This is a genomic window from Xanthobacter sp. AM11 (genome assembly GCF_047444035.1).
Classification (GTDB): Bacteria; Pseudomonadota; Alphaproteobacteria; order Rhizobiales; family Xanthobacteraceae; genus Xanthobacter.
Window position 1 is genome coordinate 4,091,986 of the sequence record NZ_JBLAOA010000001.1, and the last position, 26,413, is coordinate 4,118,398.

Sequence of the window (26,413 nt, forward strand, 5' to 3'; positions counted from 1 at the left end):
AAACTAAACCGCGCGCATCAAGACGCCGGACACAATCAAGATGCGGAGCCATCCAGCGGCTCTACTGGAGGAAGCGGTGACTGTTCAGATCAAGACCATCGACCTGGAGCCGAAGCGGCAGACGTTCGGCCATGTGGCGCGGCGTCTCGGCGGCGACAAGCCGGCGTCGCGCTACCAGGAGGCGACCTTCGACCTCCAGCCCACCGACCATTTCCATTACCGGCCGCTGTGGGAGCCCCAGTTCAACCTCTACGACCCGCGCAAGACCGAGGTCGTGATGCGGGACTGGTACGCTTTGCTTGATCCCCGCCAATATTATTATGGCGCCTATAATATTGCCCGCGCCAACATGAACCAGGCAGTGGAGCGCAACTTCACCTTCGTCGAGGAGCGCGATCTCTTCGCCAGGGCCGATGAGAGCCTGAAGGCGAAGCTCGTGACCGGGCTCTTGCCGGTGCGCCACCTGCACTGGGGCGCCAACATGAACATGACGGAGATCTGCCAGCGCGGCTACGGCACCGCGGTGACGGCACCGAGCATCTTCTCCGCCGGCGACCATCTGGGCATGGCACAGATCATCTCCCGCATCGGCCTCGTCATCGATGCGCACACCGGCACCTCCCTCGGCGCCGCCAAGGCCGCCTGGATGACCGCCCCGGCCTGGCAGGGCGCGCGCCAGCTGATCGAGGACACGCTGGTGGAGCGCGACTGGTTCCACCTGTTCGTGGCGCAGGCGCTGGGCGTGAACGCGGTGCTGCTCGATCTCGTCTACGCCCGCGCCGATGCCGCCTTCGGCCCGGTCGCCATCCCCGTCGCCATGCTCACCGAATTCATGGCCGACTGGGCCGCCGAAGAGGGCAAATGGACCGACCAGGTGATCCGAACGGCAGCCGCGGAGAGCGCCGAGAACGCCGCCCTCGTCTCCGGCTGGGCGCGCTACTGGATCGACCGCGCGGAAGCGGCGGGCACGACGCTTTCCGTGCTGCTGGTGGGCGATGAGAGCGCGGCCGTCGCCGCAGCCGCCGCCGCCCGGGCCCGCGCCGCCCGGCTCGGCCTCACGCTCTGAAGCAACGCCCGCGAAGGATTACCGCTCATGGCCCAGATCGCCTCCATCACCCTGCTCCACAATGACGACGCCCGCCCCATCATCGAGGCGATCCTCGCCGACAACCCCGGCTGCCGCGTGCTCAACATGCCCGGCGCCGTGAAGCTCGACCGCGACGACGAACTGGTGGTGCGCCGCGCCTCGGTGGAGGCGCGCATCGGCCGTGCCTGGGACCCGCAGGAACTGCAGCTCGTCATCGTCTCCATGGCCGGCAACCTCGACGAGGACGACGACCATTTCACCCTCAGCTGGAAGCATTGAGCTTTTGCGGAAGGACCACGGCATGACACCGAAGAAGCTCGGCCTGAAGCAGCGCTACGCCCTGATGACCCGCGGGCTGGACTGGGAGACCACCTACCAGCCCATGGACAAGGTGTTTCCCTACGACCGCTTCGAGGGCATCAAGATCAAGGACTGGTCAGCCTGGGAGGACCCCTTCCGGCTCACCATGGATGCCTATTGGAAGTTCCAGGGCGAGAAGGAGCGCAAGCTTTATGCGGTGCTCGATGCCTTCGCCCAGAACAACGGCCAGACCGGCATCTCCGATGCGCGCTACACCAATGTCCTGAAACTGTTCCTCACCGGCGTCTCGCCGCTCGAATACCAGGCGCACCGCGGCTTCGCCTTCGCCGGCCGCCACCTGCGCGGGGTCGGCCCGCGCATCGCCGCGCAGATGCAGTCGCTGGACGAGCTGCGCCACGTGCAGACGCAGATCCACACCATCAGCCACTACAACAAGTATTTCGATGGGCTCTCCGAGTTCCGCCACATGCACGACCGCGTGTGGTATCTGTCCGTGCCGAAGTCGTTCTTCGACGATGCGCGCTCGGCCGGCCCGTTCGAATACATGATCGCCATCGGCTTCGCCTTCGAATATGTGCTGACGAACCTCTTGTTCGTGCCGTTCATGTCCGGTGCGGCCTACAATGGTGACATGTCCACCGTCACCTTCGGCTTCTCCGCCCAGTCGGACGAGAGCCGCCACATGACGCTCGGCATCGAGGTCATCAAGTTCCTCTTGGAGCAGGACGCCGACAACCTGCCCATCGTGCAGCGCTGGGTGGACAAGTGGTTCTGGCGCGGCCACCGCGTGCTCGGCCTCGTGGCCATGATGATGGACTACATGCTGCCGAAGAAGGTGATGAGCTGGAAGGAGGCGTGGGAGATCTACTTCACCGAGGCCGGCGGCTCGCTGTTCACCGATCTCGCCCGCTACGGCCTCAAGGTTCCCAAATATGCCGACGTGGCCACCGCCGACGCCGAGCACATCTCCCACCAGAACTGGGCCACCTTCTACCAATACACCCACGCCGCCGCCTTCCACACCTGGATGCCGGACCGCGCGCACATGGACTGGCTCTCGGAGAAATATCCCAACACCTTCGACAAATACTACCGCCCCCGCTTCGAGATGTGGGCGGAAATGGAGAAGCAGGGGCAGCGCTTCTACAACAATTCTCTGCCGCAGCTCTGCCAGGTCTGCCAGATCCCCATGGTCTACACCGAGCCGGGCGACCCGACGAAGATCGCCTTCCGTTGCTCGCAAGTGGAGGGCGAAACCTATCATTTCTGCTCCGACGGCTGCAAGGACATCTTCGATGCCGAGCCGCAGAAGTATGTGCAGGCCTGGATGCCGGTGCAGCAGATCTTCCAGGGCAATTGTGGCGGGGCCAGCATCCCGGACGTGCTCGCGTGGTACCGGCTGAACGCGGGTGCCGACAACATGGATTATGTGGGCTCCCCCGACGAAAAGCTCTGGAACGACTGGCACGCCGCCGCCACGCGGGCCGCGGGCTGAGGAGAACAACATGCTCAACGCCCTCGATCCCGCCGAATATCTCGACCATGTAACGGTCCGGGATGCGCGCAAGAACTTCCACGGCAACATTCTCGTCTATGTGCACTGGGAGGAGCATCTCTCCTTCTGTGCAGCCGTCGCCTTCCCGCTGCCGCCGGGCATGGCGTTCGGCGCGCTGGTGTCGGACGTGATCGCCCCCGCCTATGCCGCGCATCCCGATGCCGCGCGCATCGACTGGGGCAAGGTGGAATGGATGATCGACGGGGTGCCGATGGCCCCCGATCCTGCCGCCTCGCTCGAAGCCAACGGCCTCGGCCACAAGTCCCTCGTGCGCTTCAAGACCCCCGGCCTTCATGGCTGGAAGGGCTCGGCGAGCTGAGGTGGCGGGCATGGGGCACGAGCTCACCATCGAGCCTTTGGGCGAGGTCATCACCGTCGAGGACGGGCAGACCATCCTCGACGCCTGCCTCAGGGCCGGCATCTGGCTGCCCCATGCCTGCGGGCACGGCCTGTGCGGCACCTGCAAGGTGGAGGTGGTGGAGGGCGCGGTGGACCACGCCGAGGCCTCCCCCTTCGCCCTGATGGACTTCGAGCGCGCCGGCGGCAAGACGCTCGCCTGCACGGCGCGGCTCCTCGAAGACGTGGTGATCGAGGCGGAGGTGGACGAGGACCCCGACCAGCGCCGCATCCCCGTGGCGGACTACAGCGCCACCGTGGCGTCGATCGCGGATCTGACCCATGACGTGAAGGGCATCCGCCTCGCCCTGGACGGCGCCATCGCGTTCCAGGCCGGGCAATATATCAACCTGCACATTCCCACGGTCGCGGGCACCCGCGCCTTCTCCATCGCCAATCCGCCGCACGAGGGCACGCATGTGGACCTGCAGATCCGCCGCGTGCCCGGCGGGCGGGGCACGGCCTTCGTGCATGACACGCTCAAGGTGGGCGACCGGGTGCGCTTCTCCGGCCCCTACGGCCGCTTCTTCGTGCGCAGGAGCCGGGGCGGACCGCTGCTGTTCCTCGCCGGCGGGACCGGCGTATCGAGCCCGCGATCCATGATCCTCGACCTCCTCGCCGAAGGCTGGAGCGCGCCCATCACCCTCATCCACGGGGTGAGGACCGAGCGCGACCTCTACGACCGCGACCTGTTCGAGGAGCTGGCGCGGCGCCACGCCAATTTCCGCTACGTACCGGCGCTCTCGGCCGAGCCGGAGGGCAGCGGCTGGGGCGGCGCGCGCGGCTTCGTGCACGAGGTGGCGGAGCATCTGTTCGAGGGCAGGTTCGAGGGGCAGAGCGCCTATCTGTGCGGCCCGCCGCCCATGATCGAGGCCGCCATCGGCGCGCTGATGCGCGGCCGGCTGTTCGAGAAGCACATCTTCACCGAGCGGTTCCTGACCGCATCGGACGGCGCGGAGAAGAAGAGCCCGGTCTTCCGCGGCATCTGAAGGGCCTGGGTTCAATCCGCACGGGCCGGCATCACGCACGGCGCGGCACAGCTTGGAACTTGGAGGGGGAAATGACGAGCACGGCGAACTACGGATGGAGATCGGCCCTCGCGGGTGCGGCCGCTGGCATGGCGGCGGCGCTGGCCCTGCCGGCCTGCGGGCAGGCGGCGGATCTGGCGGCGGCGCCCGCGGCCGCGCCGGCAATGCCGGACCCGGCCTGGTACGTGAGGGTCGGCCTCGGCGGCGTTCTGTTCGATTCCGGCGCCACCATCACCACCCCGCTCGGCACGGTGGCGGGCGCCTCGGCCCATGCCGAGAATAATCTCACCGCCTTGGTCGAAGTCGGTTATTTCCTCTACGACAACATCGCCATCAGCCTCACCGGCGGCTATCCGCCCACCACCACCCTGAGCGGGACCGGCACTGCGACCGCCCTCGGCACGCTCGGCAAGGTCACCTACGGCCCGGCGACCCTGACCGCCCATTACCACTTCAAGGACTTCGGCCCGATCCAGCCCTATGTCGGCGCTGGCGTCGGCTATTCGATCATCTTCAACTCCACCTCCGGCGCGGTGCAGAACCTGTCGGTGAGAGGCGCGCCCGCCTTCGTGCTGCAGGCCGGCGTGGACTATATCCTCGCCCGCAACTGGGCGGTGTTCTTCGACGTGAAGAAGCTGTTCCTGTCGGTGGACGCCACCGGCACCCTCGGCGGCGTGCCCGTCTCCGCGGACGTGAAGCTCGATCCGCTCGTGCTGTTCACGGGCATCACCTACCGCTTCTGACGCGGCGCGCGGCGCGGGACCTGGCCCAAGCCGGGGGAACGTGCCGCAGGCGCGCCGAGCCCTGAGGACATATGCAGGAATGCCCGCCTGAGGGATCGCTCCGGCGCGCGATTACTCTGCATTCGACCCATATATTCGACAATAATATTATACTCATAGCCAAGATTAGTAATAATTACGGACAGAACGCGTGATGCGGACCGGGCCTCTGCATCTATGATCTGCACATTTGATGAAATGGTGAAATTCATCATCTGGAAGGAGGGCGAATTTCATCAATCCGTAGACCGGGGCCGCGCCGCGAAGGGCACGCACTTCGTGTGCATTGCAAACGCAAGTGGGATGGCCGGCAAAAGATACCGCCGCAACCCCGGAAAAGTATTGAACGGCAACAAACCGCGGCACCTGAATCGATGCTGCAAAGCAAGGTGAATGGCCAAATCGGAATTCTGGCATTCATCTTGCTCATCATGGTGGAGCTGCCGGTGGCGGAAAGTCTCCGGCGCCCAATAAAAACCCAACACCCGACCAGCCCAAGGAAGATGCCATGGCATTGCTCGATCGATCCGAATGGTACGACATCGCGCGCTCCACCAACTGGACGCCGAAATTCGTCACCGATGACGACCTCTTCCCGGACGTCATGACCGGGGCGCAGGGGGTGCCGGCGGAGAAGTGGGAGGTCTATGACGAGCCCTACAAGACCTCCTTCCCGGAATATGTCAGCGTCCAGCGGGAGAAGGATGCGGGCGCCTATTCCGTCAAGGCGGCCCTGCAGCGCAGCCGCATCTTCGAGGATGCGGACCCCGGCTGGCGCTCCATCCTGAAGTCGCACTACGGCGCCATCGCGCTGGGCGAATATGCGGCCATGAGCGCGGAGGCCCGCATGGCCCGCTTCGGCCGGGCGCCGGGCATGCGCAACATGGCCACCTTCGGCATGATGGACGAGAACCGCCACGCACAATTGCAGCTGTTCTTCCCGCACGAATACTGCCCGAAGGACCGCCAGTTCGACTGGGGCCACAAGGCCTACCACACCAACGAATGGGCGGCGATCGCCGCGCGCCACGCCTTCGACGACCTCTTCATGGCCAGGAGCGCCACCGAGATTGCGGTGATGCTGACCTTCGCCTTCGAGACCGGCTTCACCAACATGCAGTTCCTCGGGCTCGCCGCCGATGCGGCGGAGGCCGGCGACTACACCTTCTCCAGCCTCATCTCCTCGATCCAGACCGACGAATCCCGCCATGCGCAGATCGGCGGCCCGGCGCTCCAGGTGCTGATCTCCAACGGCCGCAAGGCGGAGGCACAGAAGCTGGTGGACATCGCCATCGGCCGCGCCTGGCGCATCTTCTGCATCCTCACCGGCCCGTCGATGGACTACAACACGCCGCTCCATCACCGGAAGCAGTCGTTCAAGGAATTCATGCAGGAGTGGATCGTCGATCAGTTCGAGCGCTCGCTGATCGACCTCGGCCTCGACCTGCCCTGGTATTGGGACAAGATGATCGCCGAGTTCGACTACCAGCACCACGCCTACCAGATGGGCCTGTGGTTCTGGCGGCCGACCCTGTGGTGGAACCCGGCCGCCGGCGTCACGCCCGACTGCCGCGACTGGCTGGAGGAGAAGTATCCCGGCTGGAACGACACGTTCGGCAAGGCCTGGGATGTCATCATCGACAATCTCGTCGCCGGCCATCCCGAGCGCACCATGCCGCAGACCCTGCCCATCGTGTGCAACATGAGCCAGATCCCGATCTGCGCCATTCCCGGCAACGGCTGGAACGTGAAGGACTATCCGCTCGACTATGAGGGGCGGCTCTACCACTTCAATTCCGAGATCGACCGCTGGATCTTCGAGCAGGACCCGACGCGCTATCGCGGGCACATGACGCTGGTGGACCGCTTCCTCGCCGGCCAGATCCAGCCCGCCGACCTGCTCGGCGCGCTCACCTACATGAACCTCCAGCCCGGCGAGTGCGGCGACGACGCCCACAACTATGCCTGGGTGGACGCCTACCGGGGCCGCATGGCCGCCGAATAGGCGAACGAGCGCCATCACTGCGGGTGCCATCGAGGCCGCGGCGGTCTTCGCCGCGGCACGGGAGGGTGCGCGCATTCCAATGCACAGGCCGCATCGGCCGGACAAGGAGCCTGTCATGGCTTTGTTCCCCGTCATCTCCAATTTCCAGCACGACTTCGTGCTGCTGCTCATGCCCGTGGACACCGAGAACACCATGGACGAGGTGGCCGCCACCGCCGCCGGGCATTCAGTGGGCGTGCGCGTGGCGCCCCGGCCGGACAAGGTGGTGCGCGTGCGCCGCCAGGGTGCCGACGATTTCTTCCCGCGCGACATGCGCCTCGCCGAAAGTGGCATCAGGCCCATGGAAACACTTGAGTTCATCTTCTGCGATGCGTGAGGGATCATGAGTTTCAAGCTCGCGGCGACGCTGGACGACCTCTGGGAAGGCGACATGGCGGAGGTGGAGGTGGACGGGCAGGTGATCCTGCTCGTCTGGCCCGAGGGTGGCGACATCCGCGCCTTCCAGGGCATCTGCCCGCACCAGGACATCCCCCTCTCGGAGGGCAGGCTGGAGGGCGGGGTTCTCATGTGCCGCGCCCACCAGTGGACCTTCGACGCCGCCACCGGCCGCGGCGTGAACCCCAAGGACTGCCACCTCGCCGAATATCCGGTGAAGGTGGAGGGCGAATCCATCCTGGTCTCGACCGAAGGCGTCGAGCCGCGCTTCGCCCACACCTGATCGAGAAGGCTCCGGTCGCCGACCCGAGCCGACGCAACAAGAACATTCGGAGGAGACCACCGTGACAGTCAACAACGTGGCCAATGGCTACCGCAACAACCGGGTCGGCCCCATCCTGCGCGCCGGCCCGCTCACGGCCGGCGTCATCGAGGCGGCCGAGGAGGACAATCCCGGAAAGACCATCCACGTGGACGACAAGCTCGCCTATGTGCGCATCGACACCGATGGCGAGATGATCATCCGTCGCGAGACGCTGGAGCGCACCCTCGGCCGGCCGTTCCGCATGCAGGAGCTGGAGATCAACCTCGGCTCCTTCGCCGGACGCATCGAGATGACCGAGGATCACGTCCGCTTCTACTACGAAAAAACACTCTGACACCGGGGGGAAACAATGAACCAGCCCGCAATCGCCCAGCCGCTGAAGACCTGGAGCCATCTCGCCGCCCGCCGCCGCAAGCCGAGCGAATACGAGATCGTCTCCACCAACCTGCACTACACCACCGACCGGCCCGACGCGCCGTTCGAGCTCGACCCGGATTTCCCGCCGGCGCAGTGGTACAAGACCTACCGCAACGCCTGCCCGCTGAAGCATCCCGACTGGAACGCCTACCGCGACCCGGACGAGATGGTCTACCGCACCTACAACATGCTTCAGGATGGGCAGGAGAATTACGTCTTCGGCCTGTTCGACCAGTTTTCCGAGCGCGGCCACGACGCCATGCTGGAGCGCTCCTGGGTGCGCCACCTCGCGCGCATCTACACGCCGGTGCGCTACCTGTTCCACACGCTGCAGATGGGCTCGGCCTATCTGTGCCAGATGGCGCCGGCGTCCACCATCTCCAACGTCGCCACCTACCAGACCGCGGATTCCCTGCGCTGGCTCACCCACACCGCCTACCGCACCCGCGAGCTGGCCAAGAGCTTCGACGACCACGGCTTCGGCACCGGCGAGCGGGCCATCTGGGAAACCGATTCCGCCTGGCAGGGGTTCCGCGAACTGGTGGAGACGGGCCTTGCCACCTATGACTGGGGCGAGCATTTCGTGGCCATGAACCTGGTCGCCCGCCCGGCGCTGGAAGAGGCGGTGCTGCGCGGGCTCGGCCAGGCGGCGCGGCACAATGGCGACACCCTGCTCGGCCTGCTGTGCGACGCGCAGTTGCTCGACGCCGACCGTCACCGGCGCTGGACGTCGGCGCTGGTCGCCATGATGCTGGAGGCCGACGGCAACCGGCAGGTGCTCAACGACTGGCTCGCCAAATGGGCGCCGCTCGGCGATGCCGCCATCGATGCCTACAGCTCCCGCCTGCCCGACGCGCGCGACGGGGCGAACGCGGCCAAGGCGACGGTGGCCGCCTATCGCCGCGGCCTCGGCCTCGGCGCCTGAGCGGGGGCGCCGGGTCCATGAGCCATCGCATCACGCTGGAAGGCGGAGGCGGCTTCGACGTCTCCGCCGGCGAGGACACGCTGCTGCGCGGGGCGCTGCGCGCAGGCGTGGGGTTCCCCTACGATTGCAGCGTGGGCGGATGCGGCAGCTGCCGCTTCGATCTCGTCTCGGGCGAGATGGAGACGCTCTGGGAGGAGGCGCCCGGCCTCTCCGAGCGCGACCGGCGGCGGGGCAAGCGCCTCGCCTGCCAGTCGCGGCCGCGGTCCGACTGCACCATAAAGGTGCGCCCCGGGGAGGAATATCGTCCGCCCGTCCCGCCGCGCCGGATGACGGCGGTTCTCGTCGCGCGCCGCGCCGTGACCGCCAGCATGGCCGAGTTCGTCTTCAGGACGGCCGAGCCCGCGCATTTCATCGCTGGCCAATATGCGGTGTTCCGCCCGCCCGGGGCACAGGGAGCGCGGGCCTATTCCATGTCGAACCTGCCCAACGCGGAGGGCGAATGGCGCTTCGTCATCCGCCGCGTTCCCGGCGGCCGGGGCAGCAATGCCATGTTCGACGCCCTGGCGATCGGTGATACGCTCGACATTGACGGCCCCTACGGCCATGCTCATTTTCGAGCCGATGCGCCGCGCGACGTGGTGTGCATCGCCGGCGGCTCCGGCATCGGGCCCGTGGTGTCGGTGGCGCAGGCTGTGGTGGCGCGGGCGGCGGCGGAGACATCGCCCGGGCGCCGGCTGTTCGTCTTCGAGGGCGCGCGCACCCGCGGGGACCTGTGCTTTCCCGCGCTGATGGGCGCGGCGCAGGAGGGTGTGACCGCCTACACGCCGGTGCTGTCCGCCGAGGCGGAAGGCAGCGGCTGGGACGGCGTGCGGGGCTTCGTCCACGAGGAGGTGGAGCGTGCGGTGGGCGCGCATGCGGACCAGGCCGAGTTCTATTTTGCCGGCCCGCCGCCGATGACGGAGGCGCTGCAGAAGCTGCTGATCGTCAAATGGACCGTGCCCATCGCGCATATCCATTTCGACCGCTTCTTCTGACCATCGGGCGGGAGCGGCGGGGAGGGAACGACCGGCAACAATGCCGGCGAAGAACGAAAAGACCGACCAGGGAGTGACACGACCATCGCCATGAGAAACGAGCGCAGCGCGCGAGTGAAGCGGCGCCTCCACCGGCAGGCCGGCCTGCCGGGGGATGCGCGCGTCCCCTCCCCCGACCTGTGGGCACGGGCGGAGGCGGGTCTTTCCCCAGTCCACGGCCCCGAGATCCACGTCCCGGAGATCCACGACCTCGCCGATCGCCTGCGCTTCTCCCCCCAGCAGGGGCGCATCCGGCTCGACGACCAGCGCATGATGCTGATGCACGTCAGTTCCCTCGGCGCGCTGCGCCAGGAACTGATCGAGAGCCTCGGCAAGGAGACCGCGCGCGGCCTCATCACCCGCATCGGCTATCAGGCGGGCGCCAACGACGCCAAGATGGCCAAGAAGCTGCGCTCCGGCTCGAACACGCTGGACAGCTTCCTCGCCGGCCCCCAGCTCGTGTCGCTGGAAGGCATGGTCCATTGCGAGCCGGTGGCGCTGGACATCGACGTAGCGGAAGGGCGCTATTTCGGCGATTTCTACCTCATCGACAGCTCCGAGGCGGAGGCCCATATCGCCAGCTACGGTCTCGGCGACGAGCCGGCCTGCTGGATGCTGGTGGGCTATGCCTGCGGCTACACCAGCACCTTCATGGGCCGGCCCATCTTGTGGCGCGAGCTTGAATGCAAATGCACCGGCCACACCAAGTGCCGGGTCATCGGCCGTCCCGCCGAGGAGTGGGGCGAGGAGGCGCGCGAGGATCTGCGCTTCCTGCAGATCGGCGATTTCGTGAAGTTCAACCCCACGGCGGGCGGAAAGCTGCCGGCCACGGCGCGCCTCGCAGCCCTCGACGGGGCGCCGCCGGACAACGACTTCGGCATGGTGGGCATTTCCAGCGGCTTCAACACCGTCTGCCATCTGGTGAAGAAGGTGGCGCCCACCGAAGCGACCGTGCTGTTCCTCGGCGAGAGCGGCGTTGGCAAGGAGATATTCTCCCACAATCTCCATCGCCTGAGCAGCCGCGCCAAGGGGCCGTTCGTGGCGGTCAATTGCGCGTCCATCCCCGAGCAGCTGATCGAATCCGAGCTGTTCGGCGTGGAGCGCGGCGCCTTCACCGGCGCCACGGTGTCGCGGGCGGGCCGGTTCGAGCGCGCCCACGGTGGCACGCTGTTCCTCGACGAGATCGGCACCCTCAGCTCACAGTACACGACTCTTTCATGCTGGATGTGGGCCTGCTCTGGGGCCTTGTGGATTTGGAGGTTGCCCTGTCATGATGGCGTTCCAGCATTGAACGGCTTCGCGTCCTCCTTGGATCAGGATTTTTCTCAGCAGATCGAAGCCGACGCGGAAAATCGACTTTGCCTTGCGCTTGTGGGTCTTGATGATAATTGGTCGATGTCTGGCGCTCCATTCCCCAGTTGTATGAGCGAAGGTGAAGGCGACGGCCAGCACGGCGATGAGCTTGGCGATCCGCTCCGGGTTGGTGATGTGAGTGTCCTCGAGGTTGAGACCGCGCGTCTTGCTGGCCGCGAACAGGGTTTCGATTTCCCAGCGCCGCCGATAGTTGGCCAGGGCGATCCCGGGATCGGTGTTGGTTGCCACAACGAGCAGTTCCTTACTGGCCAGTCGTGTCGCCGCGAGCTTTACGGGCGGCCCGAGAGCGCTGCCGCGTGAACCGAGGCGGCAATCTTCGCGCACGTAGCGGCGTCCGCCGATGGCGAGCTTCCGGAACAAGGAAACGACCGGGCAGCAGCGGCCATCAGCCAGACGGATCTGGAAGGCGTCCTTGATGCGCAGGATGAACGGGATGTTGTTCTCGACCAGAAAGGCCATCCAGGCCGTGCCGACGAATTCCCGATCAGCGATCAATCCGGCTACAGCCTCGGCACCGAAGACATTGCAAAAGCGGGACAGCAGGGCTTCGCGATGGGCCGTGGTCGAGTTGCCGGCTCTGTCGAGCACGTCCCACATGAGCGGGATGGCGATGCCGTTATGGACGATGGCGAGCATCAGGACGTTGACGTCGCGTCGCCCGAACTTCCAACTGGTGCGGTCGAGGGCAAGAAGCCAGGGCCCCGATCCGATCCGTGCGATCCTCACCACGACGCGGGCCAGTTGATCGCTATCCAGCTCGACCTGCTCGAAGAAACGCTGGAGGCGGCGATAGTTTGAAGCAATCTCCGCCCGCGTCGGGAACATCCCGGCAAGGTGACTTAGATTGACGGTGCGCGACAGCAGAACGCCGACGACAAGGACGCAGAAGCTCTCAAGCCGGCTCTTGCGCATCGACAAGTGCTTGTCCAGGCAATGCCTCAAAGCGGCGATGATGTCTCTTCTCATGCAAAATCCCGATCCGCTCTCCGCCGAATCGGAAATCCTACTGATCGATCAAGGCCCTACCAAGAATCGTCGTGTACTGTGCCCTCAGCTACACGGCCCAGGGCAAGCTGCTGCGCGCGCTGCAGGAAGGCGAGATCGAGCGGGTCGGCGATTCCCGCGTGCGCAAGGTGGACGCCCGGGTGATCGCCGCCACAAACGTGAACCTGCGCGACGCGGTGAAGGAGGGCACCTTCCGCGAGGATCTGTTCTATCGCCTCAACGTCTTTCCCATCCGCGTGCCGCCCTTGCGCGACCGGCGGGACGACATCCCGCTGCTGATGAACTGGTTCATGCGCCGCGCCTGCGCCAAGCACCGCAAGAGCGTCACCGGCTTCCGCGAGCGGGCGGTGGACGCCCTCATCAATTACGATTGGCCGGGCAACGTGCGCGAGATGGAAAATCTCGTGGAGCGCGCCGTCATCCTTGCCGACGACGGCGGGGCGCTGGACCTGTGCCATATCTTCACCACCGGCGAGGAGGTGACGGACACCACCTTCGTGGTGCAGAAGAACGGCGCTCTGCTGCAAAGCTCGGAAGCAGACGATTTGGACGAGACGGCAGAACCGGGCGTGCTCCAGCCGCTCGCCGATACCGAGGCCCGCATGCTGCGTCTCGCTTTGGCGGAGGCGAGGGGCAACCTCTCTCTGGCCGCCCGCCTCCTCAGCATCAGCCGCCCGACGCTCGCCTACCGGCTGAAGAAGCACAACATCATCTGACGGCTTCACCGATGGCCTGCACCACGATGCGGGCCACATAGGCTGGCTGGCAGGGCTGCCGCTCATCCTCATCCGCAGGGGCATCGGCCTCCCCGGCCCGATCGAGCCGCGCGTCGGACAGGGCCGCATCCCGGCTCACGCCGTGTGGAGCGCAATCCAAGCAAATTGGCAACAAGGACGAGATGGTGGACTGGATCGCCGTCGATGGCGCCAAGCTCCTCCCGCCGCCCGCCGAAACCGCCAGGCTGCGCCCCGCCAAGTGAGCGCGCACCGCAAGGCCGCCGGCATCCTCCACGCAGGAAATGTCCCCATCGTCGCATGGTTCGAGAATTCCTGAGAGCATATCCGCCGTCGACGCAACGCCCCGGCAGCCGGCGACTGGGTGTTTGATCCCGGGCTTTGATGGTGCAGGGGCCGTCCATCCACAGATGGCGCATCCGGCAAACCCGGGGCGGTTCAGTCCGTTTCCAGTCGAGGCTCGGGACCTGCCCGACGGCCTTCGGCTCTTGCTGGGCGTGCTACATGTCGAAGAACACGGTTTCGTTCTCGCCCTGAAGGTGAATGTCGAAGAGGTAGGTGGCGATGCCGTCGGTCTCGTTGCGACGACCCACCAAGGTATCTCGCCGCCGCACATGCTCAATGGACTTCAGCACCGGGTCCGTCATGTTCGCTTCGGCCTCGTCGGAAAAATACATGCGGGTATGCAGGTGAATGTTGATGCCGCGTGCGAAGATGAGCAGCGACACGTGAGGGGCCTGGGGATGCCCGTCGCGCCAGGGGGAGGCGCCGGGCTTGAGCGTCTCGAACGAGAACTCGCCGGTTACGAAATCGGCAGCCGCCCGGCCGAACCCGGGGAAGTCGGGGTTGTCGTAACGTCCCGCGCCATCCGCCTGCCACAGCTCGATGAGGGCGTCCTTCACCGCCTGTCCCGCGCCGTCGTACACGACACCCGTGATGCGGATGCGTTCGCCGGGCACTGCGCCGGAGACGAGCACGGCCAAGTTCTCCTGGGTGCGCACCGGCAGGCCCGCCACCGAGGGCAGGGCTCCGATATGCACATAAGGACCGCCGGTCTGAGACGGGGTTTCCTTCAGATACGCGACCGGCATCACATGCCCTCCGGAAGGTTTTCAAAGAAGGTCTGGCGCCGTCCGCGCAGCACGATGTCGAAGCGGTAGGCCAGCGCATCGAAGGGCATCTGCTGGCCCATGTCGAGCTGCGCCACGAGCCGGTCGATGGCGGCCTTGTCGGGGATGGTGTTGAGGATGGGGCAGAGGGGAATCAGCGGATCGCCCTCGAAATAAAGCTGGGAGATCAGCCGCTGGGCGAAGGCTTCGCCGAAGATGGAGAAGTGGATATGGGCGGGCCGCCAGTCCGAGCCATAGTTGCGCCAGGGATACGGGCCTGGGCGGACGGTTCGGAAGTAATAATAGCCGCTCTCGTCAGTCACACAGCGACCAACGCCGCCGAAATTGGGGTCCAATGGAGCAAGATAACTGTCGTTCTTGTGGCGGTAACGTCCACCGGCATTGGCCTGCCACACCTCGATCAGGGTATTCGGCACCGGTCGGCCGGCCTGGTCGAGGACCCGCCCATGCACCACGATGCGCTCGCCGATGGCTTCGCCCCCTTGGGAGAAGTTGCGAATGAGGTCGTTGTCCAGCGGGTCCAGCCCGGAGCGGGGAAAGGGGATGCGCGCCTTCTCGCCAACGCCCTGCTCCGCCGACACCAAGGCGCAGCGCGGGGCGCGCAGCACGCTGGTCTTGTAGCCCGGAGTATAGGCCGGCGGATGCCAGCTCCTATCCCGGCGCATGAAATCACCCGTCTCAGCCATGGCTTCCTCCGTGTTGGCCGCCTTCGGTCACGGTCTCGGCGTAGACCTCCTTGGCGATCTTGTAGGCGCGGTTGGCGGCGGGCACGCCGGCATAGACCGCCACATGCAGCAGCGCCTCCGCCACGTCGGCGGCGCTGGCCCCAGTGTTGCGGGTGGCGCGCACATGCATCGCCACCTCCTCGTCATGCCCCAGCGCTGCCAGCAGGGCGATGGTGATGAGGGAGCGCTCGCGCTTCGTCAGGCCGGGGCGCGACCAGACCGAGCCCCAGGCTCCTTCCGTGATGAAGGCCTGGAAACCTTCGTCAAACGCCGTGGTGCGCGCCGTCGCCGCCTCCACATAAGCCTCCCCGAGCACCGCGCGGCGGGTCGCCATGCCCGTGGTCCAGCGCTCCGAGCGTTCGGCAGGGGATGACATGGGGCCTCCTGGTGGATGGTTTTGGGGCAACAAACTTGGATAAACCGAGCAGCCGTGACGCTTGGCGTGGCGGCGGAAGAACTGCCCGGGCGGCTTTGTCCTTTAACAGGATACATATTGATTTCGATATGAAAAATGATATATTTTTATCATTCGATGCAATTTTGATATGAGTGTCGCCGTGATCGACGGTCGCATCAAGCTCCGCCACATCTCCTGCTTTCTGGAGGTGGCGTCCCGCGCCGGTTTTGGCCGCGCGGCCGAGGCGCTGCACCTCACGCAGCCGGCCGTGTCGCGGGCGATCGCGGAGCTGGAGGAGATCCTCGGCGCTTCGCTGTTCGATCGTGGCCGGGGCGGGACCACGCTCACGGCCAAGGGCCGGGCCTTCCAGGCCCATGCGGGCGCGGCCTTCGTAGAGCTCGGGCGCGGCATCGACACCTTGCGGCATCCGGACGGGGGCGCCCCCGCGACCCTCAGTGTCGGCGCCCTGCCCACGGTGGCTGCCCGCATCATGCCTCGCGCCGTCCAACGGGCGAAGGCGGCGGGCCTTGCCGGCATCATCGCCATCGAGGCCGGTCCCAACGGATGGCTGCTGGAGGAACTCAAACAGGGGCGGCTGGACCTGGTGGTGGGCCGGCTCGCAGGCCCGAAGGTGATGACGGGCCTTGCCTTCGAGCATCTTTACTCCGAGCCCATCGTGTTCGTGGCCCGGCCGGGCCACCCGGCCCACACGGGCCACATGGTTGGCCTCACCGAAATCGTCAGGCATCCCCTCATCCTGCCTGGGAAAAGCTCCATCATCCGTCCGGAGATCGACCGGCTGTTCCTGCTGGAAGGCGTCAGCGGTCCCTCGGAATGGATCGAGACTACGGACCCCAGCTTCTCGCGGGCCTATGTGCTGGCGAGCGATGCGGTGTGGGTCATCTCCCAGGGCGTGGTGACTGGCGACCTCGATGACGGCGCCCTGGTGCGCCTGCCGCTCTCCACCGCCATCTCCGGTGGCCCCGTGGGCCTCACCACCCGGGCCGGCCACGGGCCTTCGCCGGATGCGGAGCTGTTCCTCGGCGCGGTGCGGGAGGTCGCCCGGGGGCTGTGAGCCCTGTCGTGCCGCGGGATCGTGCGCGCCTTCGGCCGAAGACAGTTTGCGTCTTCCCATCCATTTTCCCAAGGGTGCAAGTCCATGAGCGTGTCCGTCTTCGAGCATCCCTTCCTGCGTTCACTTCTTGGCGACGACGCCGTCGCGGCTGCCTTTACCGCCAAGGCGGATCTTGCCGCCATGCTGCGTTTCGAGACCGCCCTGGCCGCGGCCGAGGCGGAGGCCGGCCTCATCCCGGCGGCGGCGGCCGTGGCCATCGCCGTGGCGGCGGAGCGCCTGGTCATCGCCCCCGCCGAGCTTGCCGCCGCTGTCGCCCGCGATGGCGTGGTGATCCCGGAAATGGTGCGCCGCCTGCGCGCGGCGGTGGACGAGCCCCATCGGGCCTTCGTGCACAAGGGCTCCACCAGCCAGGATGTGATCGACACCAGCCTTTTCATCCGGCTCAAGGCGGTCGCCGAGATCCTGGCGGCTCGCATCGACGCGCTCATGACCGGCTTCGACCGGCTGGTCGCCGCCCACGGTGGCGTGATGCTGACCGGGCACACCCGCATGCAGCGGGCGCGACCCATCACCCTCGCCCACAAGGTCGCCGCCTGGCGCGAGCCCCTGGCACGGCAGCAGGCGCGCCTTCCGGCGCTGACGGAAGGCCTGTTCCGGGTGCAGCTTGGCGGCGCGGTGGGCAATCGGTCGGAACTGGGGGAAGGCGCCCAGCAGGTGGCCGATGCCGTCGCCGCCCGGCTCGGCCTCCACACGGCACCGCGCGCCACCCATTCCGACCGTGACGGCATTGTCGTCTTGGGCCATTGGTTCACGGTGGTGTCGGGCATCCTGGGCAAGTTCGGCGCCGACGTTGCGCTGATGGCCCAAAATGAGATTGGCGCGGTGAATATTGCCGGCGGGGGCGGCTCCTCGGCCATGCCGGAGAAGAACAATCCCGTCGGCGCGGAGATCCTGGTGACCCTCGCGCGCTTCACCGCCGCGCTCCAGAGCGGCCTCGATCAGGCGCTGGTGCATGAAAACGAGCGCTCCGGCGCCGCCTGGACCCTGGAATGGATGATTTTGCCTCAGCTGGCGGTGGCGGCCGGCGCCTCTACCCGCACCGCCCTTGCCCTGCTCGATGCGCTGCGCTTCCCGCAGCAGGACGCCGCCATCTGATGGGACGGTGGGCTGCGTTCAGTACGGCAGCCCCACATAATTCTCCGCCACGGTGATGGCGGCCGCCTTCGACGTCGCGATGTAGTCGAGTTCGGCAAGCTGCATGCGGGCGGAAAAGCCGCCAGCCTCGGGGAAGAGGTGCAGCATGGAGGTCATCCACCAGGAAAAGCGCTCCGCCTTCCAGATCCGGGCGAGGGCCCGGGCAGAATAGCCGTCGATGCCGGCATCGGAGCCCTCCGCATAATGCTCGATGAGGCCCGACGCGAGATAGTGCACGTCGCTCGCCGCGAGGTTCAGCCCCTTGGCGCCGGTGGGCGGCACGATGTGGCCGGCGTCACCGGCCAGGAACAGCCGGCCGAAGCGCAGCGGCTCGGCCACGAAGGAGCGCAGGGGTGCGATGCTCTTCTCCAGGGACGGACCGGTGACGACGCGCTCCGCCACCTCATCCGGCAGGCGGCGGCGAAACGCGTCGTAGAACCTGTCGTCTGGCCAATCCCCCACCTGATCCGAGAGCGGGACCTGGATGTAATAGCGGCTGCGGGTATGGGAGCGCATGGAGGCGAGGGCGAAGCCGTGCATGTGGCGGGCATAGATGAGCTCCTCCGATGCCGGCGGCACGTCCGCCAGCAGCCCCAGCCAGCCGAAGCCGTAGACGCGCTCGAAACTGGCGATTGCCCGCTCGGGCACCGAGCGGCGGGAGGCGCCATGGAAGCCATCGCAGCCGGCGATGAAGTCGCATGCGATCTCATGGCTCGCCCCATCCTTGCGGTATGTCACCCGCGGGTGGGAACCGTCGAAATCATGGAGCGCGACGTCCTCGGCCTCGTAGACGATGGGCGCGCCGATGGCGGCGCGCGCCTCCATGAGGTCGCGCGTCACCTCGGTCTGGCCATAGACCACCACCGACTTGCCGCCGGTGAGCCCTTGGAGGTCGATGCGCTCAATGCGGCCGTCGAAGGCGAGCGAGAAGCCGCCATGGACGAGGCCTTCCTGCTCCAGCCGCCCGGCGCAGCCGGCCTCGCGCATGAGATCCACGAAGCCGCTTTCCAGCACGCCGGCGCGGATGCGGGAGAGCACATAATCGGCGCTCCGTGCCTCGAGGATCACCGCATCGACGCCGGCCTTGGCGAGGAGCTGGCCGAGAAGAAGGCCCGAGGGGCCGGCGCCGATGATGCATACCTGATGTCGCACGCGTCTGTCCTCCCTTGGCACGTGCGAACAGGCCCAGCACCGCCAGGCCTGGACGGGACCGCACGTCATCTTGTCATCATTGGGTGGGGCGCGGAGATGGACCCCGGCGCGGCCTCCCTCGCGTGTCACCGCCGCGCAGCGGGCAGGACGAAGGCGCCGGGTTGAAGGTGCCCGTCGGGCGGCTTGCGCGGAATGGCGGGTTCGCGCACACTTTTGGATGAATCGAGCAAATGGAGGTGCGATGTCCGCTTTGGTGCCGGCCTATGCCCTCTATGGGGAAGGGCCTGACGGCTTTCCCGACGATCTGCACGTGGAAACCATCCCGGCGCGGGCTGCCATGCATGACTGGCGCATCCGCTCCCACAGGCATGGCGCACTTTTTCAGTTCTTTTTCATCGCTTCGGGCGGCGGCACGGCAATTATCGACAGCGGCGCCCACGCACTCGGCCCCGGTTCCGCCATCGCGCTGCCGCCGCTGGTGGTGCACGCCTTTGATTTCGCTCCGTCGACCGAAGGCCACGTGGTGAGTGTGCCTACCGCCGTGCTTGACCGGCTATCCCATCGGGAGGGCTCATGGCGTGGCGTGTTCCAGGCGCCGCTGGTGCTGGCCACGGGAGAGGCATGGTCGGCGGAGATTTCCGCGGTGCTGTGTCTGGCGCACGGGGAATATAACGCGCACCGGGCCGGTCGCGCCGAGGCCCTCGCCGCTTTGGCGGGCCTCATCCTGGTGTGGTTCCAGCGCGCGCTCACCGCCAGGGAGGTGGCCGCCGGCTCCGATGCCGGCCTGTCCGGCGCGCGTCTGGTGCAGCGGTTCATGGCCCAGCTGCAAGCCGATTTCCGGCTTCATCCGAGCCTGAGCGATCGCGCCCGCCGCCTCGGTGTGAGCGTGCCTCATCTCAGCCGGGTCTGCCGGCAGGTCACCGGCAGCTCGGCCCTGGCTCTCACGCATGAGCGGTTGGCGCTGGAGGCGCGGCGCTACCTTGCTTATACCTCGATGACGGTGGCAGAGATCGCCTTCAGCCTCGGCTTCGAGGATCCGGCCTATTTCTCGCGTTTCTTCGCACGCCATGTGGGCGTGAGCCCGCGGGCCTACCGGGCAGACCCCGCGCGCGTCCGGCCCAAACCTCTCGCGGATGCGCGCGGTCGCTCCGCTCCAGGAGAGGACATGCGGACGCGCGGGCAACCTCTGCCGCCTTGACATCGGAGCCATGCGCGGTATCGAGCGCGACAGGCGCCAAAGGGTAGATGCGTCGCTTCCCATAAAGAGGCGCCCCGCCTGGCTCCGGCGCTCCCGCGCCTCCCTGCGGCGCCAGCGACTGCCCCCGGCTCAAGGGCTCATTTAAATATATTTTATATACAATTCACGATTTTTGTGATAAACAGATATTTGGTTTGGGGGGCAGGAATGTCGAGCAAGAGCCGGACCGCGGAAACCTACGAGCGCATAAAGAAGGACATTCTCGATGGACGCTATCTGCCCAATGAGCGGCTCGCGATCGATCGCCTGAGCGAAGGTGGCGAGGTCAGTCCCGGCGCCGTTCGGGAAGCGCTGTCGCGCCTGACCTCGGACGGGCTCGTGGTGGCGGAGGCGCAGAGGGGCTTCTTCGCTGCGCCGGTTTCCGCCGCCGACCTGCGCGACCTGACGGAGGTGCGGGTGGAGGTCGAGGTCCGGTGCCTGGCCAGTGCCATCGAGCATCGCACCCTGCGCTGGGAAGCGGACCTGCTTGCGGCCCACCACCAATTGACAAAAACCCCCAAGAGCATCGGCACCGGTCGCGCCGTGCGGATGAATGACGCCTGGTCCGACCTTCACGCCCAGTTCCATACGGCGCTTGTCGCCACATGCGCGAACACATGGTGGCTCAAGCTGCGCGGCCAGCTTTTCCTCCAGGCTGAACGCTACCGGCGGCTGCTCGCCGGTAACGAGAAGGCGGGAGAGCGCGACGTGGATTTCGAGCATGACCGCATCATGCAGGCCGCGCTCTCCCATGACGCCGCCATCGCCTGCCGGCTGCTGGCCGAACACCTGCAAAAGACGGCTGCCACATTGCTCGCCTGCCGGCCTCCCGAAAAGGCCGGCCTGCAATGGAAGCCTCCGGAGGACTGATACGGGGGGCGATCGGGTCCGCGCGCCATGTGGCGGCCCGCATCGGCAGGGAACCCGGCGCCCCCAGCCCGGTTTCCCTGCCGGCCCGCCAGCCCTGGATGCCTGCCTCTCTCTCCGAGCCTTGCTTGGCGAGAGGGACAGGCCACCGTCCCGAAGATCAGAACGGGTAGGGCTGTTGCGGATCCTCGATGGTGATCCAGCGCAGATCGGTGAATTCAGCGATGGCCGCACGCCCGCCGAAGCGTCCGTAGCCGCTGCCCTTCACTCCGCCGAACGGCATCTGGGGTTCGTCGTGTACCGTGGGACCGTTGATGTGGCAGATGCCGCTGTCGATGCGCTCCGCCACCCGCATGGCCCGCCGCAGATCAGAAGCTGAACACGGCGGCGGAGAGGCCATAGTCGCTGTCATTGGCCACCCGGACCGCCGCGTCGTCGTCCGCCACGCGGATCACGGGCTTCACGGGGCCGAAGGATTCCTCCCCATAGAGGCGCATCCCGGGTCGGACATGATCCAGGACCGTGGCCTCCACGACAGCGCCGTTTCGCCTGCCGCCGGCCACCAGCACCGCGCCTTTGGCCACGGCATCGGCGATCAGCGCTTCCATCCGCTCTGCCGCCTCCGGGCTGACCAGCGCCCCGAGCACCACATGGCCACGCGGATCGCCCGCCGGCAGGCTGCGGGCCCTTGCCGCGAGCTTCTCGACGAACGCATCCGCAACACTCTCGTGGACGACCAGCCGCTCCGTGGACATGCAGATCTGGCCCTGGTTCACGAAGGCCCCGAACGCCGCCGCGCGCACCGCCGCGTCGATGTCGGCATCGTCCAGCACCACCAGCGGGGCCTTGCCGCCCAGTTCCAGGAGGGCAGGCTTGAGCTGGCTCGCGCACAGCTCGGCAATGCGCCGCCCGACGCCCGTGGAGCCGGTGAAGTTCACCCGCCGCACCGCCGGGGCGGCGATCAGAGCCTCCACCACGGCGGCGGCATCCTTCGGGGCATTGGAGATCACGTTCACCACGCCCGCAGGGAAGCCGGCATCGCGGAACACCCCGCCGATGAGGCTGTGCGTTCCGGGGCACGCCTCGGAGGCCTTCAGTATGACGGTGTTGCCACAGGCCAGCGGCATGGCGATGGCCCGCACCCCGAGGATGATGGCGGCATTCCACGGCGCGATCCCGAGGCACACCCCGGCGGGACGGCGCAGGGCGAGGCTCAAGGTGCCCGGCTTGTCGGAGGGAATGACCTGCCCGGTCGCCTCGGTTGTGAGCGAGGCGACCTCGCGCAGGATGCCGGCGGCCGTATGCACGTTGAAGCTGACCCACGGCGCCGTGCAGCCCGTCTCGGCCATGCAGACCGCGCGGAATTCCGCTTCCTTCGCCTCCAGGAGGTCGGCAGCGCGCAGCAGCAGGCTCCGGCGCGTGCCGGGGCCGGTCCTGCTCCAGTCCCCGAACGCGGCCGCCGCTGCGGCAACCGCCGCCAGCGCATCCTCCACGCCGGCGGCGGCGGCGCTGGAGGCGACCGCGCCGGTCACCGGATCGATACGGTCGAAGGTGGTGCCGCTCGCGGCGTCCCGCAGGTCGCCGTCTATGAACAACTGCGTCTTCATGGGGCTTCAGCCTCCAGCGTCAGGTGGCGCTCTCGGGGACGAAGGTATTCTCGATCGCGCCGAGGCCGGTCACTTCCACGCGCACCACGTCGCCGGGCCGCATGAAGGTGTCGGTGGCAATGCCCACATTGGCCGGGGTGCCGGTGAGGATGATGTCGCCCGGTTCGAGCGTCATGACGGTGGAGAGGTAAACGACCTGCTCGTAGATGTCGTAGATCATGTCCCCGGTGGAGGTGCGCTGGCGCTCCTCGCCGTTCAGCGACAGGGTAAGCGTCAGGGCGTGCGGGTCCGGCACCTCGTCCGCCGTGGTGATCCACGGCCCGATGGGTCCGTGGGTGTCGAAGGACTTGCCCAGCGTGAAGGTCGGGGAACGGAACTGCCAGTCGCGGGCGGACACGTCGTTTCCGACGAAATAACCCGCGATGACGCCGGGCGCATCCTGCCGGGAGACGTGACGGCAGCGGGTGCCGATGACGACGCCCATTTCCGCCTCGTAATCCACCTTGTCCGAAGCGTGTGGCAGCACCACCGGGCTGAACGGGCCGGTGATGCAGCTCACCTGCTTGTTGAACCAGAGCTGGGTCTTGGGCACCGGAATGCCGCCGCGCTCGGCCTCCTCCGCATGGGCCTTGTAGTTCATGCCGATGGCAAGAAACTTCTGCGGGTCGTCGATGGGCGCTTCAAGCACCACATCGGCCAGCGCATGGACGGGCGCGGCGGCGGCTTCCAGCGCGGGACGCAGGCGCGGCAGCGCGGCGATAAGCAGGCGCATGGACGCCCCACAGCCCTCTGCCGCATCGGTGAGGTCGACGACCGTGTCGCCCGCGACCTTGCCCAGACGGGTCCGGCCGTCGACGGAGAAACGAACCAATTTCATGTGCGGGCACTCCGGGCAAGGGTCAAAGTGTCATCGGTGGCGGCCGGTTCGACGGCGCGCATCGTGTCCATGGCGACGGCGATGCCGGGCCCCGAAAAGGCGACCATCTCCACCTTGGTGATCTCGATCACGTCGAGATCGGCGAGCGTGTTCACAATGTGCGCCTGCAGGGGCAATTGCTCGAAGGTGGCGCGATGCCAGCGGAAGCTGCCCTTCGCCGACCAGCGCTTGAAGTCGAAGCCCTCGAACTTGATGTTGTCCGGCTTGCCGGCCGCCCCTTGGGGCGGCGCGGGCGTGGTCACATACGCGATGTCCGCGCCTTCGCTGCCACCGATGCTGGTCCGCGGCACGTACTTGTAATACATGGCCGCGCCGCCGCCGACGCCGGACAGGCTCGGGGCAGCATCAACCTCGGTGAGGTCGGTCAAGGTGATGTCGAAGAAGGTGAAGCCGAGCCAGGAGGCGGAGCAGGATGCGGTCTTGCCATCCTGTCCATAGCTGATCTCGGCGATGTCGGCGTAGATCTTGGAGAAGCCGAGCTCATCACGCCCGGTCTGCACCGCGTCGGGGCTGCCTTCCCAGATCACCGCGCAGAATGAGCCATCGAGCGTTTCGTCGCGGCCATGATAGGTGACGGGAATATCGACGGTGAGAATTCCATAGCCGCGCCCCGCAAGCCAATAGAGGTTCTTGAACCAGGCGCACGAGACGCAGACCACGGGCTCGCCGCGTAGCTCGAAGCCGGGGGGCAGCAGGGCTTCGAGCTTTTCGCGGGAGGTCCGGTAGGTGATGGCCATCCATTCGGAACTCATCCGGCCGGTTTCCTCCGGCAACCACATGCCGCCGCCGGGCTTCTGGCGTGGTCCCGGCGCGGGGCCGAACACGACGGGCATCCGATAGCGGAAGCCGCTCTGCATCTTGAATGTCATGGGCTTGTCCTTCAGGGAAGCGGGGCGGGCGGATTGGGGGGCATCCGCCCGCGGGAATTGTCGTGAAGCGGTCTCTAGAGCGCGATCCGATCAAATGGACTCAATTTGATCGGTGAATCGCCCTCTCACTTAAGGATGGAGAACGCGTTATCCGATCCGCTTGCGTTGCAAGCTGATCGGCGCGTGCTCTAGGCCGCCCTTTCGCTGGCAGATGGCGCGCAGAGCCTGCTTTCGAGGCGCTCCAGCAAGCCGGGAATGTCCTGCGGCGATGGCGCGGACCCGAACACGTAGAAATCCGGCCTTATCAGCACGGCGGCAGCGCCGAGCCGGTCCAGAAACGCGGAGAGGCGGCCGCCGGCATCGCGCACATCCGTGCCGTTCAGGACCACCGTGGCGATGCCCAGACGGTGGAGCCGGGGGTCCTCCACCTGCGTGCGCGAAACCAGCACGAACCCGCCTGCCGCCACCGTGTCGAGCCGCACGCGCGCGGCGTCCTGCAGCAGATCGTCGTGCGGCGACAACGCGCCGGCGCCGGGCGCTTGCGGCGCCGCGTCGATGACCCCGCAGACGAGGGGCGGAAACGGCGGCGGGGGCGGAACCTGCCCGGCGAAGAAGGCTTCGTCCCGCTGCCGCGCCGCCTCCGGATCGGGAAGGCAGACGACCTTGCCCAGGCCCACCGAGATGCGGATGACGGCTTCGACGTGCGGCGCGCGTTCCGCCTCGTAGCTGTCCAGCAGATCCTCGGGCGAGGTGCCGCGCAGCACACGGTCGAGCTTCCAGCCGAGGTTCCAGGAATCCCTCAGGCCCGCGCACATGCCCTGCCCCATGAAGGGGGGCATGCGGTGGGCCGCATCGCCGGCGACCAGCAGGCGCCCCTTGCGCCAGCCGTCCACGACGAGGGAGCGGAAGCGGTAGGTGGCCTTGCGGATGAGGGTGGAATTGCCCGGCGTGACCCATTGGGCAAGAAGCGCCCAGACGCTCTCGTCGCGGGCGAAGTCCTCCGGCGTCTCGCCGGGCAGCAGCATGAACTCCCAGCGCCGGTTGGTGCGCCCGCCGCTGATGATGGTGGTCGGCCGCGCCGGGTTGCACCATTGCGCCGCGAGCGGCAGGGCGAGGGTGTCGATGTCGTGCGGGAGGACGTCGACCACCAGCCAGGATTCGTCAAAGCCAAGATCCCGCACGGCGGCGCCCATGATCTCGCGCACCAGGCTGTTGGCGCCGTCGCACCCGACCACATAACGCGCCGAGAGCGTCACCGCCGGAGCCGGCCTTACCTTTGCCGCCTCGTCGAACGGCGCCAGGTCCACCTCGACACGCTCGCCCATGTCGCGAACCGCGAGCGCCTCATGGCCGGTGTAGAGGGCGATGCCGGGGCGCCCGGCAAGGTCCGCCTCCAGGACCCGCTCCAGGTCGGGCTGGTTGAACAGAAATCCGTCAGGACCACCGGAAATGGAGTCTTCCGTGTGATTGAGATCCAGCAGAACCTTCCAATCGGCATTGTACCAGACGTAATGCTCCATCGGCCGCGAGATCGCCTCGACCTGCGCGCTCACACCCAGCGCATGGAACATGCGCATGATCTCATGATCAAAGCCGACGGCGCGCGGCAGTGGATAGGCTGCAGGCCACCGCTCGACGATGGCCACGCGATGCCCGCCATCCGAGAGCTTGCGCGCAAGAACTTTTCCCGTGGGACCAAACCCAATGATGATGACGTCGTAGTTCACCTTGTCCTCCCCAACGTGTGCACCGGAGGCCGGC

The 26,413-nt window shown here is 66.8% G+C and carries 26 protein-coding genes and 2 pseudogenes; 18 read left to right on the forward strand and 10 right to left on the reverse strand.

Translation table 11 applies throughout. The features are described 5' to 3' along the window. Positions 1-76: 76 nt before the first annotated feature. The 13 genes and pseudogenes from ACI7BZ_RS18725 to ACI7BZ_RS18785 all read left to right on the forward strand — a co-directional run. Entirely contained in the window at positions 77-1,066 is a 990-nt protein-coding gene (locus ACI7BZ_RS18725) for a ferritin family protein (protein WP_414118647.1), read from the forward strand. Positions 1,067-1,093: 27 nt separating this feature from the next. After that, complete coding sequence (locus ACI7BZ_RS18730) at positions 1,094-1,366, forward strand: MmoB/DmpM family protein (protein ID WP_024280165.1); 273 nt, start codon at positions 1,094-1,096, stop codon at positions 1,364-1,366. 22 nt (positions 1,367-1,388) lie between these two features. Further along, positions 1,389-2,903 carry an aromatic/alkene/methane monooxygenase hydroxylase/oxygenase subunit alpha gene (locus ACI7BZ_RS18735; RefSeq protein ID WP_414118648.1) on the forward strand — a complete coding sequence of 505 codons (1,515 nt, stop codon included), beginning with the start codon at positions 1,389-1,391 and terminating at the stop codon, positions 2,901-2,903. Positions 2,904-2,913: 10 nt separating this feature from the next. Continuing rightward, positions 2,914-3,282 carry a phenol hydroxylase subunit P4 gene (locus ACI7BZ_RS18740; RefSeq protein WP_414118649.1) on the forward strand — a complete coding sequence of 123 codons (369 nt, stop codon included), beginning with the start codon at positions 2,914-2,916 and terminating at the stop codon, positions 3,280-3,282. Between the two features lie 10 nt (positions 3,283-3,292). Further along, positions 3,293-4,348: an NADH:ubiquinone reductase (Na(+)-transporting) subunit F gene (locus tag ACI7BZ_RS18745; protein WP_414118650.1), complete on the forward strand. Its 1,056-nt coding sequence runs from the start codon at positions 3,293-3,295 to the stop codon at positions 4,346-4,348. 71 nt (positions 4,349-4,419) lie between these two features. Continuing rightward, on the forward strand, positions 4,420-5,130 hold the full coding sequence (locus ACI7BZ_RS18750) for an OmpW/AlkL family protein (RefSeq protein ID WP_414118651.1): 711 nt from the start codon (positions 4,420-4,422) through the stop codon (positions 5,128-5,130). A 547-nt stretch (positions 5,131-5,677) separates the two neighbouring features. After that, positions 5,678-7,174, forward strand: a complete 1,497-nt coding sequence (locus ACI7BZ_RS18755; protein WP_414118652.1) for a ferritin family protein — start codon at positions 5,678-5,680, stop codon at positions 7,172-7,174. 115 nt (positions 7,175-7,289) lie between these two features. Next, the gene (locus ACI7BZ_RS18760) at positions 7,290-7,550 is read left to right on the forward strand and encodes a toluene-4-monooxygenase system B family protein (protein ID WP_414118653.1); all 261 of its coding nucleotides are present in this window, start codon (positions 7,290-7,292) and stop codon (positions 7,548-7,550) included. Between the two features lie 6 nt (positions 7,551-7,556). Beyond that, positions 7,557-7,892 carry a monooxygenase system ferredoxin subunit gene (locus ACI7BZ_RS18765; protein ID WP_414118654.1) on the forward strand — a complete coding sequence of 112 codons (336 nt, stop codon included), beginning with the start codon at positions 7,557-7,559 and terminating at the stop codon, positions 7,890-7,892. A gap of 61 nt (positions 7,893-7,953) precedes the next feature. Continuing rightward, the gene (locus ACI7BZ_RS18770; RefSeq protein ID WP_414118655.1) at positions 7,954-8,268 is read left to right on the forward strand and encodes an MmoB/DmpM family protein; all 315 of its coding nucleotides are present in this window, start codon (positions 7,954-7,956) and stop codon (positions 8,266-8,268) included. Between the two features lie 15 nt (positions 8,269-8,283). Then, positions 8,284-9,276: an aromatic/alkene monooxygenase hydroxylase subunit beta gene (locus ACI7BZ_RS18775; protein WP_414118656.1), complete on the forward strand. Its 993-nt coding sequence runs from the start codon at positions 8,284-8,286 to the stop codon at positions 9,274-9,276. 17 nt (positions 9,277-9,293) lie between these two features. Next, on the forward strand, positions 9,294-10,310 hold the full coding sequence (locus ACI7BZ_RS18780; protein WP_414118657.1) for a 2Fe-2S iron-sulfur cluster-binding protein: 1,017 nt from the start codon (positions 9,294-9,296) through the stop codon (positions 10,308-10,310). A 90-nt stretch (positions 10,311-10,400) separates the two neighbouring features. Next, positions 10,401-11,540, forward strand: a pseudogene (locus ACI7BZ_RS18785) (sigma 54-interacting transcriptional regulator); the annotation flags it as partial. 24 nt (positions 11,541-11,564) lie between these two features. Here ACI7BZ_RS18785 and ACI7BZ_RS18790 read toward each other — a convergent pair. Beyond that, a complete protein-coding gene (locus ACI7BZ_RS18790) occupies positions 11,565-12,689 on the reverse strand; it encodes an IS4 family transposase (protein WP_414115299.1) in 1,125 nt (374 codons plus the stop codon). Between the two features lie 71 nt (positions 12,690-12,760). Between ACI7BZ_RS18790 and ACI7BZ_RS18795 the strand changes: the two genes are divergently transcribed. Further along, positions 12,761-13,444, forward strand: a complete 684-nt coding sequence (locus ACI7BZ_RS18795; RefSeq protein ID WP_414118658.1) for an AAA-type ATPase lid domain-containing protein — start codon at positions 12,761-12,763, stop codon at positions 13,442-13,444. On the opposite strand, the gene ACI7BZ_RS18800 is transcribed toward ACI7BZ_RS18795, so the two are convergent. From ACI7BZ_RS18800 to pcaC, 4 genes are all read right to left on the reverse strand, one after another. Continuing rightward, on the reverse strand, positions 13,437-13,583 hold the full coding sequence (locus ACI7BZ_RS18800; protein ID WP_414118659.1) for a hypothetical protein: 147 nt from the start codon (positions 13,581-13,583) through the stop codon (positions 13,437-13,439). The two genes, ACI7BZ_RS18795 and ACI7BZ_RS18800, sit on opposite strands and share 8 nt — an antisense overlap. Positions 13,584-13,962: 379 nt before the next feature. Beyond that, on the reverse strand, positions 13,963-14,553 hold the full coding sequence (gene pcaG, locus ACI7BZ_RS18805) for a protocatechuate 3,4-dioxygenase subunit alpha (protein ID WP_414118660.1): 591 nt from the start codon (positions 14,551-14,553) through the stop codon (positions 13,963-13,965). Next, positions 14,553-15,278 (reverse strand): protocatechuate 3,4-dioxygenase subunit beta, encoded by a 726-nt coding sequence (gene pcaH, locus ACI7BZ_RS18810; protein WP_414118661.1) that lies wholly within the window; start codon positions 15,276-15,278, stop codon positions 14,553-14,555. Before pcaH ends, pcaG begins: the two co-directional genes overlap by 1 nt. Continuing rightward, positions 15,271-15,693 (reverse strand): 4-carboxymuconolactone decarboxylase, encoded by a 423-nt coding sequence (pcaC, locus tag ACI7BZ_RS18815; RefSeq protein WP_414118662.1) that lies wholly within the window; start codon positions 15,691-15,693, stop codon positions 15,271-15,273. Before pcaC ends, pcaH begins: the two co-directional genes overlap by 8 nt. 181 nt (positions 15,694-15,874) lie before the next feature. On the opposite strand from pcaC, the gene pcaQ reads away from it, so the two are divergent. After that, the gene (gene pcaQ, locus ACI7BZ_RS18820) at positions 15,875-16,789 is read left to right on the forward strand and encodes a pca operon transcription factor PcaQ (protein ID WP_414118663.1); all 915 of its coding nucleotides are present in this window, start codon (positions 15,875-15,877) and stop codon (positions 16,787-16,789) included. Between the two features lie 84 nt (positions 16,790-16,873). Beyond that, positions 16,874-17,944 (forward strand): 3-carboxy-cis,cis-muconate cycloisomerase, encoded by a 1,071-nt coding sequence (locus ACI7BZ_RS18825; RefSeq protein ID WP_414118664.1) that lies wholly within the window; start codon positions 16,874-16,876, stop codon positions 17,942-17,944. An 18-nt stretch (positions 17,945-17,962) separates the two neighbouring features. Here the strand turns inward: ACI7BZ_RS18825 and pobA are convergent, their stop codons facing one another. After that, positions 17,963-19,135: a 4-hydroxybenzoate 3-monooxygenase gene (pobA, locus tag ACI7BZ_RS18830; RefSeq protein WP_414118665.1), complete on the reverse strand. Its 1,173-nt coding sequence runs from the start codon at positions 19,133-19,135 to the stop codon at positions 17,963-17,965. Positions 19,136-19,376: 241 nt separating this feature from the next. Between pobA and ACI7BZ_RS18835 the strand changes: the two genes are divergently transcribed. Together ACI7BZ_RS18835 and ACI7BZ_RS18840 are read left to right on the forward strand one after the other, a co-directional pair. Continuing rightward, entirely contained in the window at positions 19,377-20,333 is a 957-nt protein-coding gene (locus ACI7BZ_RS18835; RefSeq protein ID WP_414118666.1) for a helix-turn-helix domain-containing protein, read from the forward strand. A gap of 207 nt (positions 20,334-20,540) precedes the next feature. After that, positions 20,541-21,242 carry a GntR family transcriptional regulator gene (locus ACI7BZ_RS18840; RefSeq protein WP_414118667.1) on the forward strand — a complete coding sequence of 234 codons (702 nt, stop codon included), beginning with the start codon at positions 20,541-20,543 and terminating at the stop codon, positions 21,240-21,242. Between the two features lie 157 nt (positions 21,243-21,399). Here the strand turns inward: ACI7BZ_RS18840 and ACI7BZ_RS18845 are convergent. From ACI7BZ_RS18845 to mhpA, 4 genes and pseudogenes are all read right to left on the reverse strand, one after another. Next, a pseudogene (locus ACI7BZ_RS18845) lies at positions 21,400-22,846 on the reverse strand (aldehyde dehydrogenase). A gap of 19 nt (positions 22,847-22,865) precedes the next feature. Beyond that, on the reverse strand, positions 22,866-23,723 hold the full coding sequence (locus tag ACI7BZ_RS18850) for a fumarylacetoacetate hydrolase family protein (protein WP_414118668.1): 858 nt from the start codon (positions 23,721-23,723) through the stop codon (positions 22,866-22,868). After that, the gene (locus ACI7BZ_RS18855; protein ID WP_414119213.1) at positions 23,720-24,616 is read right to left on the reverse strand and encodes an acetoacetate decarboxylase family protein; all 897 of its coding nucleotides are present in this window, start codon (positions 24,614-24,616) and stop codon (positions 23,720-23,722) included. Before ACI7BZ_RS18855 ends, ACI7BZ_RS18850 begins: the two co-directional genes overlap by 4 nt. A gap of 224 nt (positions 24,617-24,840) precedes the next feature. After that, positions 24,841-26,379 carry a bifunctional 3-(3-hydroxy-phenyl)propionate/3-hydroxycinnamic acid hydroxylase MhpA gene (gene mhpA, locus ACI7BZ_RS18860; protein ID WP_414118669.1) on the reverse strand — a complete coding sequence of 513 codons (1,539 nt, stop codon included), beginning with the start codon at positions 26,377-26,379 and terminating at the stop codon, positions 24,841-24,843. Between the last annotated feature and the right edge of the window lie 34 nt (positions 26,380-26,413).